The sequence below is a fragment of the Rhodococcus sp. PvP016 genome, assembly GCF_017832185.1.
Lineage (GTDB): Bacteria > Actinomycetota > Actinomycetes > Mycobacteriales > Mycobacteriaceae > Rhodococcoides.
Window position 1 is genome coordinate 2,586,408 of the sequence record NZ_JAFIBH010000001.1, and the last position, 15,022, is coordinate 2,601,429.

General features: G+C 68.9%; 12 protein-coding genes and 1 riboswitch. Of the genes, 2 read left to right on the forward strand and 10 right to left on the reverse strand.

From position 1 onward, the window contains the following. Positions 1–102: 102 nt before the first annotated feature. A complete protein-coding gene (locus JOE30_RS12150) occupies positions 103–1,194 on the reverse strand; it encodes a homoserine O-acetyltransferase (RefSeq protein WP_371831667.1) in 1,092 nt (363 codons plus the stop codon). Between the two features lie 56 nt (positions 1,195–1,250). Next, positions 1,251–2,606 (reverse strand): bifunctional o-acetylhomoserine/o-acetylserine sulfhydrylase, encoded by a 1,356-nt coding sequence (locus JOE30_RS12155; protein ID WP_204866931.1) that lies wholly within the window; start codon positions 2,604–2,606, stop codon positions 1,251–1,253. A gap of 214 nt (positions 2,607–2,820) precedes the next feature. Next, positions 2,821–2,939: riboswitch (SAM riboswitch) on the reverse strand. Between the two features lie 296 nt (positions 2,940–3,235). Here JOE30_RS12155 and JOE30_RS12160 point away from each other — a divergent pair. Both JOE30_RS12160 and JOE30_RS12165 read left to right on the forward strand, forming a co-directional pair. Continuing rightward, on the forward strand, positions 3,236–4,387 hold the full coding sequence (locus JOE30_RS12160) for an MFS transporter (RefSeq protein ID WP_204870314.1): 1,152 nt from the start codon (positions 3,236–3,238) through the stop codon (positions 4,385–4,387). 94 nt (positions 4,388–4,481) lie between these two features. Then, the gene (locus tag JOE30_RS12165; RefSeq protein WP_239532685.1) at positions 4,482–5,234 is read left to right on the forward strand and encodes an exodeoxyribonuclease III; all 753 of its coding nucleotides are present in this window, start codon (positions 4,482–4,484) and stop codon (positions 5,232–5,234) included. 9 nt (positions 5,235–5,243) lie between these two features. Here JOE30_RS12165 and araA read toward each other — a convergent pair whose 3' ends face one another. The 8 genes from araA to JOE30_RS12205 all read right to left on the reverse strand — a co-directional run bounded on the left by araA (position 5,244) and on the right by JOE30_RS12205 (position 15,005). Then, positions 5,244–6,788, reverse strand: a complete 1,545-nt coding sequence (gene araA, locus JOE30_RS12170; protein WP_204866934.1) for an L-arabinose isomerase — start codon at positions 6,786–6,788, stop codon at positions 5,244–5,246. Positions 6,789–6,867: 79 nt separating this feature from the next. Beyond that, positions 6,868–7,545, reverse strand: coding sequence for an L-ribulose-5-phosphate 4-epimerase (locus JOE30_RS12175; RefSeq protein ID WP_204866935.1), 678 nt, complete (start codon positions 7,543–7,545; stop codon positions 6,868–6,870). Next, entirely contained in the window at positions 7,542–9,224 is a 1,683-nt protein-coding gene (araB, locus tag JOE30_RS12180; protein WP_204866936.1) for a ribulokinase, read from the reverse strand. Before araB ends, JOE30_RS12175 begins: the two co-directional genes overlap by 4 nt. Further along, entirely contained in the window at positions 9,221–10,249 is a 1,029-nt protein-coding gene (locus JOE30_RS12185) for a LacI family DNA-binding transcriptional regulator (RefSeq protein ID WP_239532361.1), read from the reverse strand. Before JOE30_RS12185 ends, araB begins: the two co-directional genes overlap by 4 nt. Beyond that, a complete protein-coding gene (gene yjfF, locus JOE30_RS12190) occupies positions 10,246–11,289 on the reverse strand; it encodes a galactofuranose ABC transporter, permease protein YjfF (protein ID WP_204866937.1) in 1,044 nt (347 codons plus the stop codon). The genes JOE30_RS12185 and yjfF overlap by 4 nt, the downstream gene beginning before the upstream one ends. Further along, complete coding sequence (locus JOE30_RS12195) at positions 11,286–12,392, reverse strand: ABC transporter permease (protein WP_239532362.1); 1,107 nt, start codon at positions 12,390–12,392, stop codon at positions 11,286–11,288. Before JOE30_RS12195 ends, yjfF begins: the two co-directional genes overlap by 4 nt. Further along, positions 12,389–14,014 carry a sugar ABC transporter ATP-binding protein gene (locus tag JOE30_RS12200; protein ID WP_239532363.1) on the reverse strand — a complete coding sequence of 542 codons (1,626 nt, stop codon included), beginning with the start codon at positions 14,012–14,014 and terminating at the stop codon, positions 12,389–12,391. The genes JOE30_RS12195 and JOE30_RS12200 overlap by 4 nt, the downstream gene beginning before the upstream one ends. Before the next feature lies 1 nt (position 14,015). Beyond that, positions 14,016–15,005 carry an ABC transporter substrate-binding protein gene (locus tag JOE30_RS12205; protein WP_204866938.1) on the reverse strand — a complete coding sequence of 330 codons (990 nt, stop codon included), beginning with the start codon at positions 15,003–15,005 and terminating at the stop codon, positions 14,016–14,018. Between the last annotated feature and the right edge of the window lie 17 nt (positions 15,006–15,022).

Consider the following 15,022-nt stretch of genomic DNA (forward strand, 5'->3'; position numbering starts at 1 on the left):
CACACGATGTCGAACACTAACAAACCGGAAACTTGATTTCCCTCGTCCTCGAGGACTTCAGGTTTCTTTGTGAGAGTTGCCAAGCTCAGGGGACGGTGCGGATCAGTCCTTCGCCGCGAGCGCGTCCGAGGCCAACGCCATGGTGGCCACGAGCATCGTGGACACCGCGTCGGGTTCGGTGAGGAAGCCGTCGTGGCCGTCGCGCGAGGAGATGATGCGCAACCCGTCGCATCCGGGAACGAGGTCGGCGATCTCCTGCTGCTGCCGCAAGGGGTACAGCCGGTCGGAGTCGACGCCGCCCACGATGGTGGGCGTGCGGACCGAGCCGAGGGCCGCCTCGAGTCCGCCTCGCCCTCGGCCCACGTCGTGCCGGTTCATGGCCTCCGACAGCAGCACGTACGTCCCGGCGTCGAAGCGGTCGACGAGCTTCGTCGCCTGGTGTTCGAGGTAGCTCGCTATCGCGTAGCGCCCGCCGTTCAGCGGGTCCTCGCCGACCTGGGGCTCGTTGCCGAACCGGGCGTCCAGCTCGTGCTCGGTGCGATAGGTGAGGTGCGCGATACGCCGAGCAACGGCGAGTCCGGCACGCGGAGCGCGACCGGAGGCGTGATAGTCACCGCCCTGCCAGTCGGGGTCGGCGGTGATGGCGGCGATCTGCGTGGTCTGGGTGCCGATCTGGTCGGCGGACGCGCGCGCGCCGACGGCGAGCACCAGTGCCGAGGCGACACGGTCCGGGTACGAGACCAGCCACTCGAGAGTGCGCATACCGCCCATGGAGCCGCCGACGACGGCAGCGAAGCGGTCGATGCCGAGGGCATCGGCGACCATGCGCTCCGCCGTCACCTGATCGCGGATGGAGATGGCGGGGAAACGGGATCCCCACGCGACACCGTCCGGATCGAGCGACGCGGGCCCCGTGGTACCCCGGCAGCCGCCGAGCACGTTCGTCGCCACCACGCACCAGCGATCGGTGTCGAGGGGTGCGCCGGGACCCACCATGCCGGTCCACCACCCGGGCGACGGATGGTCCGGTCCGGCCGGTCCGGTGACGTGCGAGTCCCCGGTGAGCGCGTGCTGGACGAGAACGACGTTGTCCCGCGCGGGCGAGACCTCGCCCCACCGCTGCACGGCGACCGTCGCGTCGGGAACCACGCGTCCGCTCTCGAGGGGAACGTCGCCGATGTGCACGGTACCCACCTGCCCGTCCGCCGGCGGAAATGCCGACGGACGGGCAGGCGAGTGGAGATCGAGTGTCAAGATGCGGCCCGGAAACCCTTCTCCAGATCGGCCAGGATGTCGTCGATTCCCTCGATACCGACTGCGAGTCGCACGAGACCCGGCGTGACTCCGGAGGCCAGCTGCTCCTCGGGCGTCAACTGCGAATGCGTCGTCGACGCGGGATGGATCACCAGTGAACGCACGTCCCCGATATTAGCGACATGGCTGTGCAGCTCCAGCGCATCCACGAAACGCTTGCCGGCGTCGACACCGCCCGCGAGTTCGAACGCCACGATGGCACCCGCTCCGCGCGGAGCGAGTTCCTGTCCGCGCTCGTACCACGGGGAGGACGGCAACCCGGCGTAGTTCACGCTCGTCACCTCGTCGCGCTGCTCGAGGAACTGTGCGACCGCCGTCGCGTTCTGCACGTGTCGCTCTAGGCGCAGGGACAGCGTCTCGATGCCCTGGCCGATGAGGAACGCGTTGAACGGGGAGACGGCCGCGCCGATGTCGCGCAGCAGCTGTACGCGGGCCTTGAGTGCGAAGGCCGGCGCGCCGAGATCGGCGAACACCACACCGTGGTAGCTGGGATCGGGGGTGGTGAAGTTGGTGAAGCGACCCTGTGTCCAGTCGAAGCCACCGCCGTCGACGATGACGCCGGCGATCGCGGTGCCGTGGCCGCCGAGGTACTTGGTGGCCGAGTGCACCACGATGTCCGCGCCGTGCTTCAGCGGCTGGATCAGATACGGCGTCGCCACGGTGTTGTCGACGATCAACGGGATGCCGTGGCGGTGCGCCACGTCGGACACTCCGCGGATGTCGAAGATGTCGTTCTTCGGGTTGGAGATGGTCTCGCCGTAGAACGCCTTCGTCTCGGGGCGGACGGCCTTCTCCCACTGGTCGAGGTCGTCCGGATCGTCGACGAACGACACGGTGATGCCCAGCTTGGGCAGCGTGTAGTGGAAGAGGTTGTACGTGCCGCCGTACAGACGGGGGCTGGAGACGACGTGGTCGCCGGTCTCGGCGATGTTGAGGATCGCCAGCGTCTCGGCGGCCTGGCCGGACGAGACGAGCAGTGCGGCGACGCCGCCCTCGAGCGACGCGATGCGCTGCTCGACGACGTCCTGCGTCGGGTTCATGATGCGGGTGTAGATGTTGCCCGGCTCGGCGAGCCCGAACAGCGCGGCGGCGTGGTCGGTGTTGTCGAACGTGTACGAGGTCGTCTGGTAGATCGGCAGGGCGCGCGCGTGGGTGGTGACGTCGGGAACCTGTCCGACGTGCACCTGCCGCGTCTCGAAGCTCCAGTTCAGTGCCGGATCCTCGACGGGTGCTCCGGCTGCATCGACGACGTCGCCCTCGGTGGCACCGGTGTCGGATGTGTGATCGGTCATGGGTGTGGTGCTCCTCGTGGGGGTGGTGCTCGAGTGGGATCCACGTCGGCAGCCGCCACGCCCGCAGCACGAGAGGCACCTCACCGTGTGCAGAGCGCAGTAGGCGAGCCGATCTTCGTGGAGAGAAGGGTCGGGGCCTATCGCCGGCTACAACACCGTCGGTGGGAGAACATGGGTACCTCCGAGATCGTCGGTCGGTGGGCCCGAGGAGACGGGCCCGCGCTTGCTCTCGGCCCGTGCGGGCCGAGTAACCCGGTCATCACCCGGGGCACCCCACCGCGGTTGGAGGGTTGCCGGCCAGCAAGCCGGGGCTCGATGCTGGCACTCATGACCTTGGCGGAAATGGTAGCGGGTCGGGTGTCGACGGCACGAGGGTGGCCGAACTCACGATCGTTCGATTGGCGAATGATCATGCCGGCGGTCAGAATGGACAGGTGATCGGGCGCCTCTCGGGGCGCCCGTCGTCGTTGACCACCCGAGCGCTTCTGAATCGATCATGAACCATCGATGCGGGGCGCAGACCCGAAAGTGAGCTCGTGACACCCCCCTCCGTCGCGTTCGACGTCCTTCCCGCTGCTGCCGCGGACCCCGCGGCGGATCGGTTGCGGGTGCGCCGCCGACGCGTCGCGATGCTGGCGCTCGCTCTCGGCGGTTTCGGCATCGGCACCACGGAGTTCGTCTCGATGGGTCTGCTCCCGGAGATGGCGACCACGATGGGGGTCTCCGAGCCCAGCGCCGGTCACCTCATCTCCGCCTACGCCGTCGGCGTCGTGGTGGGTGCGCCCGTCATCGCCGCGCTCGCGGCGCGAGTGCCGCGGCGGACGTTGCTGCTCGCCCTCATGGTGGCGTTCACGCTGGGCAACCTCGGCACGGTGTTCGCGCCCAGCTTCCACGAGCTGATGGCCTCCCGCTTCGTCGCCGGTCTGCCGCACGGCGCGTACTTCGGTGTGGCAGCGCTGGTGGCCGCCCACCTCGCCGATCCCGGTGCGCGCGCCAAGTCGGTGGCCATGGTCATGATGGGGCTGTCCGTCGCCAACGTCGTCGGTGTGCCGGCGGCCACGTGGATCGGCCAGGCGTTCGGCTGGCGCAGCGCGTTCGGCATCGTCGCCGTCATCGGTGCACTCACCGTCACCGCCCTCGCGGTGTGGCTGCCGCGACTGGACTCGATGCCCACCACGAACCCGCGGACCGAACTGGGCGCCTTCCGGCGCACGCAGGTCTGGATGACACTCTTCGTCGGCATGGTGGGCTTCGGCGGCATGTTCGCCGTGTACACCTACATCGCCACGACGCTGACGGACGTGGCCGGGCTCTCCAAGGCCGCGGTGCCCTTGGCGCTCATGATCTACGGCCTCGGCATGGTGGTCGGCAACATGGCCGGCGGATGGATCGCGGATCGCATGCTGATCCCCGGGCTCTTCCTGGCGATGACGTCCGTCGCGGTGAGCCTGGCGGTGTTCGTCGCCGCAGCGCACAACCCCGTGACCGCCCTGATCGTCGTGTTCCTCATCGCCGCATCGGGATCCGCCATCGTGCCCGGGCTGCAGACGCGACTGATGGACGTCGCCGCCGATGCGCAGACCCTCGCCGCCTCGCTCAACCACGCGGCGTTCAACTTCGCCAACGCGCTGGGGGCCGCCCTCGGCGGCGCCGTCATCGCCGCGGGCTTCGGCTACACGGCGCCGGCAGTGGTGGGTGCCGGTCTCGCGATCGCCGGCATCGCCGTCCTGGCCACGTCGGTGGCGATGCAGCGTCGCACCGACGCTCGTCTCGCCGCCTGACGGTCCTGTCCGCGCCGTCGGATACGGTGCTGCGGTGTCTCACACCATCACGTCGGTCAACGTCAACGGAGTGCGCGCCGCGGTGCGCAAGGGCATGCTCGAGTGGCTCGAGCATTCCGCGGCGGACATCGTCTGCCTACAGGAGACGCGGGCGACGGACGAGGAATTGCTCGCATGCCTCGCTCCCGCGCTGGGCGAGGGCTGGCACCTCGTGTCCGCCGAGCCGTCCGCGAAGGGCCGCAACGGTGTCGCCATCCTGTCGCGGGTTCCTGCGGACAGTGCTGTCGTCGGGTTCGGGAGCGCCGAGTTCGACGACGCGGGGCGCTGGATCGAGGCCCGCTTCCCGGCCGTCGGAGCAGATCCGGCCGTCACCGTCGCGAGTCTCTACCTGCCGTCCGGTGAGGTGGGTACCGAGAAGCAGAATTCCAAGGAACGGTTCATGGCCGCGTTCGAGCACCGTCTCGCGGCGCTCGCGTCCTCGGGGGACCATCACGTGGTCTGCGGTGACTGGAACATCGCGCACACCGAACGGGATCTGAAGAACTGGAAGGGCAACCGCACCAAGTCCGGCTTCCTGGCGAGCGAACGCGCCTGGCTCGACGCTCTCGTCGGTGAGTCGGGAGCGTGGGTCGACGTGGTGCGCGCGCTCCACCCTGACGTCGACGGGCCCTACAGCTGGTGGTCGTACCGCGGCAAGGCCTTCGACAACGACGCCGGGTGGCGCATCGACTACCAGATGGCCACCCGGGACTTCGCGGACCGCGCGAAGGACGCCGTGGTCGAGCGGGCCGACACCTACGACCAGCGGTGGTCCGACCACGCACCGGTCACCGTCGTCTACCGCTGACCGGCCGGCTCACAACGCCGCGGCCAGCCGGTGGTACGCCGCGTTCCAGCGCAACGTGCGCTGGAAGTCTCGCGTGGTGGTGCCCTCCTCGATCGTGAGAAGCTCAACCGCGATCATGTCCGAGAACGCTTCCAGCACCGGTAGATCGAGTGCAGTGCTCAGCACCGTGTGATGGGGTGCGCCGGCTGTGAGCCACGACTCCGCGGACACCGACAGCGAGGGCTGCGGCTTCCACACGGCGCAGGCCACCGGCAGGGATGGCAGCGCCTCGTCCGGCTCGACGACCTCGATGACGTTGGCGGTGAGGCGGAACCGGTCACCGACGTCGGAGATGCCCACGACGATGCCGGCGCCGGGATCCGCCGTGAAGCGCAGTCGCACGGGATCCTCGCGCCCGCCGATCGACAACGGATGAATCTCGAGGGTCGGGGTCGCCGTGGTGATGGACGGGCACACCTCGAGCATGTGTGCGCCCAGGATCTTTTCCTCCCCGGGCACGAGGTGGTACGTGTAGTCCTCCATGAACGACGTGCCGCCGGGCTGCCCGATGGCCATGGTCTTCATGGCGCGCAACAACATCGAGGTCTTCCAGTCGCCCTCGCCGCCGAAGCCCCACCCGTCGGCCATCAGCCTCTGGACCGCGAGTCCGGGGAGCTGCCGCAGCCCGCCGAGGTCCTCGAAGTTCGTGGTGAAGGCGCCGAATCCGCCTTTGGTCAGGAACTGCCGCATTCCGGCCTCGACCCGTGCGCCGTAGCGCAGCGACTCGTGTCGGTCGCCGCCCGGCCGCAGTGCGGCCGCGACGTCGTAGGTCTCGACGTACTCGTCGACCAGTGCGGACACCGCGGCGTCGTCCACCGCGGAGACGACCTCGACGAGATCGTTGACACCGTAGGTGTTCACCGAGACGCCGAATCGCAGCTGAGCCTCCACCTTGTCGCCCTCGGTGACGGCCACGTCGCGCATGTTGTCGCCGAAGCGCGCCAGCCGGAGCGATCGCATGTCGGCGCGGCCGCGCGCCGCACACGTCCACTGTTCGACGCGCCGGACGACGGCGGGATCGTCGACGTGTCCGGCGACGGTGGTCCGCAGCACGCCGACGCGGGACTGGATGTGACCGAACTCCCGGTCGCCGTGCGCGGCCTGGTTGAGGTTCATGAACTCCATGTCGATCGTCGACCACGGCAGCGACATCCCGGCCTGCGTGTGCAGGTGCAGGAGGGGCACGTCGAGGGCGTCGAGGCCGGCGATCCACATCTTGGCGGGGGAGAAGGTGTGCATCCAGGTGATCACCCCGATGCAGTCGTCGGTCGTGTTGGCCTCGCGCATCCGGTTCAGGATGGACGACGCGTCGAGAAGCACCGGCTTCCAGACCACCGTCACACCCAGTGCGTCGTCGAGCTTCTCGGCGATCGTGCGGGACTGCACCGCCACCTGCTCGAGAGTCTCGGGACCGTACAGACTCTGGCTGCCCGTGAGGAACCAGACCTCGGGTCGGGCGACACCGGACGGTGCGGGCGAGGGGGACGGGGCGGACCTGGTTTCGACGACGGACATGGGAACCTCCTGGTCACCGCAGAGGCGGTGGAACGAGTGCGGGTGAAGACGGGTGTGGAGCAAGTGGTGCTGCGGCGGTTCAGCGTTGGCCGTACACGTTCTGGTAGCGGTCGTGCAGCGCGTCGACGGCGTCCGGCGGGATGGGCAGCGGCCGGCCGAGCTGGTGCGCGAGATGCACCGACCGTGCGACGTCCTCGCACATCACCGCGGCCTTGACGGCGGACCGTGCCGTCGGGCCCACCGCGAAGACGCCATGGTTCTGCATCAGCACGGCGGGCGACCTGCTGCCACGCAGCGTGTCGACGATGCCGCGTCCGATGGAGTCGTCACCGATCGCGGCGAACGGTCCGACGGGGATGTCGCCGCCGAACTCGTCGGCGCACATCGTGGTGACCACCGGGATCGGTTCGCCGCGGGCGGCCCACGCCACCGCGTAGGGCGAGTGGGTGTGCACCACCGCGCCGACGTGATCGAGATGTCGGTAGACGTAGGCCTGGGCCGCGGTGTCGGAGGACGGGGCGTGATCGCCCTCGACCACGGTGCCGTGCAGATCGCACAGCACCATGTTCTCGGGGGTGAGGTCGTCGTAGGAGACGCCGCTCGGCTTGATCACGAAGAGGTCGTGGCCGGGGACCCGGGCGGAGACGTTGCCGGCGGTCCACACCACCAGTCCGTACCGCACCAGTTCGGCGTGCAGCGCGCACACCTCGGCACGGACCGCATCCACGGTGCCGCGAGCGCTGTCGAGAACAGTCATCGCCCCGCCGCCTTCCGGTCGAGCACGTCGCCGCGGAGGGCCCGCAGGTCGCGCATGGTGGACACCTGACGTCCGAAGTGGTCGTGAAGATCGGAATAGATGCGGAACAGGGCGTCGTAGGCCTGCGACCGGCCCTCGTCGGGTTGGTATGCGCCGCGGTGCACGCGGCCCATCGCCTTCGAGGCCACGGGCACGTCGGCGTAACAGCCGGCCGCGACCGCCGCGTGGATCGCCGACCCCAGTGCCGGACCCTGGTCGGACCCGATGACCGAGAGCGGCATGCGCAGCACGTCGGAGTAGATCTGCATCAGCAGTGGGTTCTTCGCCAGTCCACCGGCGACGACGAACTCCTCCACCGGAACACCGCTCGCGCGGAAGGTCTCGACGATGACCCGGGTGCCGAAGGCCGTGGCCTCGAGCAGCGCCCGATAGATGTCCTCGGGCCTGGTGGCCAGAGTCGTCCCCAGCAACAGTCCCGACAGTCGGTGGTCGACCAGGACGGATCGGTTGCCGCTGTGCCAGTCGAGGGCGACCAACCCGTGTTCGCCGACCTCCTGCTCCGACGCCAGGCGTGTCAGATGCTCGTGGACCGACTCGCCGGCCTCGGCGGCGGCGTCGCGGTAGTCGGCAGGTACCCCGGTGCGGGTGAACCATCCGAAGATGTCGCCGACCCCGGACTGCCCGGCCTCGTACCCGTAGGAGCCCGCGACGATGCCGCCGTCGACGACGCCGCACATCCCCGGAACCTCCCGCAGTACGTCGGCGCTCATGACGTGACAGGTGGAGGTGCCCATGATCGCCACCATGCGCCCGGGTTCCACGGCGCGGGCCGCCGGCGCCGTGACGTGCGCATCGACGTTGCCGACGGCCACCGCGATTCCCTCGGGCAGTCCGGTCCACGCGGCCGCTTCGGTGGTCAGAGATCCTGCCCGAGAACCCAGTTCGCCGATCGGCTGGTCGAGCTTGTCGGTGACGAACGTGGCGAACCCGGGTGCCAGGGCGGTGAGGAACTCGGCCGACGGATACTCGCCGTCCTGCAGAATGCCCTTGTAACCCGCCGTGCAGGCGTTGCGGACGTAGCGTCCGCACAGCTGCCAGACGATCCAGTCCGCCGCCTCGACCCACCGCTCCATGGCGTCGTAGACCTCGGGGTCCTCCTCGTGGATCTGCAACGCCTTGGCGAACTCCCACTCGGACGAGATCAGTCCGCCGTAGCGGGGGAGCCACGTCTCGCCGCGCTCCGCGGCGAGGGCGTTGATGCGATCGGCCTGGCCCTGCGCCGCATGGTGTTTCCACAGCTTCACGTAGGCGTGCGGCCGATCGGCGAACTGGGTGACCTCGTCGAGCGGAGTGCCGTCGGCGAGCGTGGGCACCATCGTGCACGCCGTGAAGTCGGTTCCGATGCCGACCACCCGGTCGGGCGGGACACCGGCATCGCGCAGGGCTGCCGGAACGGCGGTGCGGAGCACGTCGCGGTAGTCGTCGGGAACCTGGAGTGCCCAGGCGTCGCCGAGCCGCACGGAGCCGCCGGGCAGCGTCGACTCCAGGACTCCGTGTCGATACTCGTGCACGGCCGTGCCGAGCTCCGCGCCGTCGGATACCCGCACGACGACGGCCCGTCCGGACAGCGTGCCGAAATCGACTCCGATGGTGTAGGTCTCGTGATCAGGCGTCGTCATGGCTGTTCTCCTGTGGCTCGGGTGGTGCTCGCGCGCACGACGAGTTCCGGAGCGATCTGCGTCGCGGGACCGTCGGTCCCGTCGATCGCCGCTCGTAGGATCTCGATGGCGCGTCGGCCCACCTCGGTGAAGTTCTGTCGAATCGTCGTCAGCGGAGGGATGAGATAGGCGGCTTCGGGAATGTCGTCGAAGCCCACGACGCTCACGTCCTGCGGCACCCGACGGCCGTGCTCGTGGAACGCACGCAGCAGGCCGAGCGCCATCTGATCGTTGGCGCAGAAGACCGCCGTGATGTCGGGATCGGCTGCCAACCGGGAGCCGCGCTCGAACCCACTGCGCGCGGACCAGTCACCGCGGAGCGGAGGGGTCCACGGCAGCCCCGCCTCGTCGAGGACCTCCCGCCACCCCTGCTCGCGCGCGCGGGCCTCGGCCCAGCCCAGCGGACCCGCGAGGTGGGCGATGCGGTGATGTCCGGAATCGACGAGGTGGCGGGTGGCGAGGCGGGCGCCGCCGACCTGGTCGATGCCGACCGTCCAGCGGGAGGTCAGCGGATCGCCCTCCACGACGACGACGGGCACCACCGCCTCCTCGGAACGCGCTGCGGCCACCGCGTCGTCGGTCGCGGCGATGAGGACGATGCCCTCGACGCCCTGGTCGTGCAGGTGGTGCATCGCGTCGACGAGCTCGTCGCGCGAGAGGGTCGTGAGACTGACGGCGCTGACCGAGAAACCGGCCTCGCGGGCGGCGCTCTGGACGGTGCGATGGGTGGTGCTCGGGCCCCAGAACCCGAGCTTGGAGCCGATGATGCCGATGGTGGCCGACCTCTTCGTCACCAGGGCGCGAGCGGCCCGGTTGGGACGGTATCCGAGCTGGTCGATGGCGCGCTGGACCCGTTCCCGAGTCTCTGGGCGAAGATTGTTCTGCCCGTTGATGACTCGGGAGACCGTCTGATGAGACACGCCGGCGAGCCGGGCGACGTCGGCCATGACGGGAGGTCGACCGTCGGTCCCGGTCGTGGTGGTCATGCTCGCCTCGGACGGAAGCGGGCCCGCGGCACCGTGGTCAGACGCTGAGCGACGACGAAGACGAGCAGCAGTGTTCCGACCGTGATCCGGGTCCACCACGAACTCAGGGTCCCGTCGAACGCGATGAACGTCTGGATGGCACCGAGGATGAGGACACCGACGACCGAGCCGAGGACGTAGCCTCGGCCACCCGTGAGCAGCGTCCCACCGATGACGACGGCGGCGATCGCGTCGAGCTCCATGCCGACCGCGTGCAGGCTGTAGCCCGACAGGGCGTAGAAGGCGAAGAGGAGTCCGCCGAGCGCGGCGCAGAAACCGCTGATCGAGTAGACACCCACCTTCACCGCTGCGACACGAAGTCCCATCAGCACGGCCGACGCCTCGTTGCCGCCGATGCCGTAGACCGACCTGCCGAAACGGGTGCATGCCAGGACGTAGGCCGCCACCGCGACGGTCACGAGTGCGATGACGACGCTCCAGGTGATGGTGTAGCCGCCCGGGAGCTCGATCACGGCGAACGCGATGGAGCTGAACGTCTCGTCGGTGATGGGGATGGACTCGACGCCGATCATGTAGCAGAGACCACGAGCGAGGAACATGCCGGCGAGAGTGGCGACGAACGGCTGGATCTGCAGGTAGTGGACCAGCACGCCCATCGTGGTGCCGAGCAGCGTGCCGCACAGCAGCACGGTGGCGATGACGAGGACGGGGGACCAGCCGAGTTGCAGTGTGCGCGCCGCGATCATGGTCGACAGCGCCACGACGGAGCCGACCGAGAGATCGATGCCGCCGGTCAGGATGACGAAGGTCATGCCCACGGCGAGGACGATCAGGAATGCGTTGTCGACGAACAGGGAGAGGAACAGCTGCGGGTCGGCGAAGCCCGGGTAGCGCATCTCGCCGACGCCGAACAGGCCGACGAGCAACGCGAAGGTGGCGATGACCGGCAGGAACCTGCTCGGCGGTGAATAGCGCCGGATGCGGTCCCATCGGGACGGCGCGGCGGAGGTGGCCGGGGGGCGTGTCAGCAGATCGGTCATGACCGGGCCGCCTTTCGAGTCGTCGGTCTCCTGTGTCGAAGGCCCAGCAGTGACGCTCGGGCACGCGGTGACTGCAGGAGGCAGACGACGATGACGACCAGAGCCTTGAAGAGGTAGTTGGCCTCGGAGGGGATTCCGAGATTCGGGATGGTGCGGGTCAGGGTGCCGATGAGCAGCGCACCGACCACGGTGCCGGCGAGCGAGAAGCGTCCGCCCGTGAGTGCCGTGCCGCCGATCACCACGGCGAGGATCGCGTCGAGTTCGATCCACAGACCGAGGCTGTTGGCGTTCACCGAGTTGGTGTTGGCGGCGATGATGAGACCGGCGATGCCGGAGCACGTCGCCGCGAAGACGTAGACGGTCCACACGATCGTGCGGGCGCTCACCCCCGCGAGGCGACTGGCCTCGGGATTGATGCCGACCGCTTCGACGAGCATGCCGAGAGCGGTACGGCGGGTCAGCAGGGCGGTCACCACGACGACGGCGAGCGCGATCAGCAGTGCCACGGGGAGTCCGAGAACGATTCCCGAGGCGAGCGAGCTGAAGGCCCCGTCCTGCACGGTGGTGATCTGACCGTCCGTGATGAGCATGGCCAGGCCGCGGCCGGCCACCATGAGGACCAGGGTCGCGATGATCGGCTGGATTCCGAAGACCGAGACCAGCAGTCCGTTCCACAGGCCCAGCAGCAGGCTGGCTCCCAGTGCCCACACGACGGCCATGACGACGGTGGTGACGGCGCCCTCGTCCGGGGCGGCCGCGATACGGGTGCAGGCCACGGCCGCCGCGATGACGGCGACGGCGCCGACCGACAGGTCGATGCCGCGGGTCGCGACCACGAGCGTCATGCCCACCGCGACGAGGATGAGCGGCGCGGAGTTCCGCGCGATGTCGACGACGTTGCCGAACAGGCCACCGTTCTCGATCCTGATGTCGAGGAAGTCCGGTGTCGCGACGACGTTGACGACGATCAGCGCGATCAGGGCGAGCAGTGGCCAGACGACCGGGTGCGACATCCATCCCGGCATCCGGCGACCGGCGGGGGCGTCCGACCCCGGCCGTGGCGGGGGAGTCGACGTCGGTCGTACTCCCAGTGTGTCGGTCATGCCTCGGAACTCCTGTCGTCTGCGCGGGTTCCCGCCGCGATGGTCGCGAGGACGTCGTCGACGGAGACTCCGCGGTTGACGCGCTCGTCGATCAGGTGGTGATCGCGCATCACGACGACGCGGTCGCTGAGGCGCAGGATCTCCTCGAGCTCGGCCGAGATGAACACGACCGACATCCCGCGTTCGGCGAGATCGGCCACGAGTGCCTGGATCTGCGCCTTGGCGCCGATGTCGATTCCGCGGGTGGGCTCGTCGAGAATCAGGATCTCCGGTTCCGTGACGAGCCAGCGCGCGAGCAGCACTTTCTGCTGGTTGCCACCGGAGAGGTTGCGCATCAACGCGTTCGGGTCCGCGGGGCGGATGTCGAGTGCGGTGATGTACTTCTGCACCAGGGCGGTGCGGGTGGCGCGGGGAATCGGGCGCATCCACCCGCGCGTGGCCTGGAGCGCGAGCATCATGTTGTCGGCCACCGTCAGGTCGCCCACGACGCCGTCCGCCTTGCGGTCCTCGCTGGTGAGCGCGACCCGTCGATCGACCGCGTTGCGTGGAGTGCGGAAGCGCCGACGGGTGGAATGGATCTCGATGGTGCCGGAGTCCGCGCGGTCCGCCCCGCCGAGCAACCGCGCCAGTTCGGTGCGGCCCGACCCCAGCAGCCCCGCGACGCCGACGACCTGCCCGGCGTACAGCCGGAGATCGGTCGCCTCGAGGGCGCCCTTGCGGCCGAGGCCGAGCACCTCCATGACGGGTTCGGTGGTGGGATCGACCACCGTGGGCTCGCGGTCGTCCAACTCGCGCAGGGTGTCGAGTTCCCGGCCGATCATCAGTTCCACCAGGGTCAGCTGCGGGGTGTCCGCCACCGACCGCTCCTCCACCAGGCGTCCGTTGCGCAGGATCGTCATGCGATCCGAGATGCGATAGACCTGGTCGAGGAAGTGGGAGACGAAGACGACGGCGGTACCGGCGTCCCGCAGCCGCTCGATGACCCCGTACAGGGTCTCCACCTCGTCCTTGTCGAGGCTGGAGGTGGGCTCGTCGAGGATGAGCACGCGGGCGTCGACGTCCACCGCACGAGCGATCGCGATCAGCTGCTGCACGGCGATGGGGTGATCGCCGAGCACGGACGCGGGATCGACCGCGAGGCCCAGTCGATCGAGCGTCGCACGTGCGCGGCGGTTCATCGCCCGCGTGTCGATACCGCCCACGGCACCGAGAACGGTGCGCACCGCGCCGCCGGTGCTGCCGAGCAGTCGGTCGAGCCGCCGCGGCTCGCGCCCGAGCAGCATGTTCTCGGCCACGGTGAGGTTGGGCAGGAGGTTGACCTCCTGGTACACCGTGCTGATGCCGGCGGCCTGAGCGGCCGCCGGACTCGCGAACTCGTGCACGGTCCCGTCGACGGTGACGGTGCCGCTGTCGATCGGGTAGACGCCGGTGAGCGCCTTGATCAACGTCGATTTCCCGGCACCGTTCTCGCCCATCAGCGAGTGGACCTCGCCCGGGTAGAGCCGAAGGGAGACGCCGTCGAGGGCACGGACGGCGCCGAAGGTGATGGAGATGTCCGTCATCTCCACGATCGGTTCCGTCGCCGTCGTGGTCGGCGGGGGGACGATCATCTCGGTACTCATGTCAGTACTGGCGGTCGGCGAGCACGGCGGCGGCCTGATCGCGAGTGAAGGTGGTCTCCTCGGTGACCACGCGCTTGGGTACCTCTTCGCCGGCGACGACCTTCTTCGTCAGGTCCATCAGTTGCGGTCCGAGCAGCGGGTTGCACTCGACGATGTAGTCGATCTTGCCGTCGGCCAGCGCCTGCATGCCGTCCTTGACCGCGTCGACGGTGATGATCTTGATGTCCTTGCCGGGGACGAGGCCGGCCGCCTCGATGGCCTCGATGGCGCCCAGGCCCATGTCGTCGTTGTGGGCGTAGACGACGTCGATTGCCTTGTCGGAGTTCAGGAACGACTCCATGACCTGCTTGCCGCCGTCGCGGGTGAAGTCACCGGTCTGGGACTTGGAGATGGCGATGGTCGGTTGTGCGGCGATGGCCTCGCGGAAGCCCTCGGCGCGATCGATGGCCGGTGCGGCACCCGTCGTGCCCTCGAGCTCGACCACGTTGATGCGTCCGTCGGCGTTGACGTCGGACGTCGCGCTGTTCTCGACGAGCCAGTCGCCGGCCTTGACGCCCTCGGCGACGAAGTCCGATCCGAGGAACGTGGCGTACAGCGACTCGTCCGTCGTGTCGACCGAGCGGTCGGTGAGGATGACGGGGATGTTCGCGCGCTTCGCTTCCTGCAGCACCGGCTCCCAGCCCGTCTCGACTACCGGGCTGAAGGCGATCACGTCCACCTTCTGCTGGATGTAGGTGCGGATGGCCTTGATCTGGTTCTCCTGCTTCTGCTGTGCGTCGGAGAACTTGAGATCGATTCCGGCCTCGCTCGCCGCGCCCTGGATCGACGTGGTGTTGGCGGTGCGCCAGCCGCTCTCGGCTCCGACCTGCGAGAACCCCAGAACGGTTCCGTCTCCGCCGCTCGCGGAGTCGCCTCCGCCGCCGCAGGCACTCAGGATCAACGCACTGCTCATCAGGAACGTGCTCGCTGCAACGACTCTCTTCGACGTCATCGTGGTCTCCTCTGTAG

Excerpts from the sequence above, each read along its gene's own strand:
- JOE30_RS12155 (WP_204866931.1), bottom strand. The coding sequence starts at position 2,606 with ATGACCGATCACACATCCGACACCGGTGCCACCGAGGGCGACGTCGTC.
- JOE30_RS12160 (WP_204870314.1), top strand. The coding sequence starts at position 3,236 with ATGCTGGCGCTCGCTCTCGGCGGTTTCGGCATCGGCACCACGGAGTTC.
- JOE30_RS12165 (WP_239532685.1), top strand. The coding sequence starts at position 4,482 with ATGCTCGAGTGGCTCGAGCATTCCGCGGCGGACATCGTCTGCCTACAG.
- araA (WP_204866934.1), bottom strand. The coding sequence starts at position 6,788 with ATGTCCGTCGTCGAAACCAGGTCCGCCCCGTCCCCCTCGCCCGCACCG.
- JOE30_RS12175 (WP_204866935.1), bottom strand. The coding sequence starts at position 7,545 with ATGACTGTTCTCGACAGCGCTCGCGGCACCGTGGATGCGGTCCGTGCC.
- araB (WP_204866936.1), bottom strand. The coding sequence starts at position 9,224 with ATGACGACGCCTGATCACGAGACCTACACCATCGGAGTCGATTTCGGC.
- JOE30_RS12185 (WP_239532361.1), bottom strand. The coding sequence starts at position 10,249 with ATGACCACCACGACCGGGACCGACGGTCGACCTCCCGTCATGGCCGAC.
- yjfF (WP_204866937.1), bottom strand. The coding sequence starts at position 11,289 with ATGACCGATCTGCTGACACGCCCCCCGGCCACCTCCGCCGCGCCGTCC.
- JOE30_RS12195 (WP_239532362.1), bottom strand. The coding sequence starts at position 12,392 with ATGACCGACACACTGGGAGTACGACCGACGTCGACTCCCCCGCCACGG.
- JOE30_RS12200 (WP_239532363.1), bottom strand. The coding sequence starts at position 14,014 with ATGAGTACCGAGATGATCGTCCCCCCGCCGACCACGACGGCGACGGAA.
- JOE30_RS12205 (WP_204866938.1), bottom strand. The coding sequence starts at position 15,005 with ATGACGTCGAAGAGAGTCGTTGCAGCGAGCACGTTCCTGATGAGCAGT.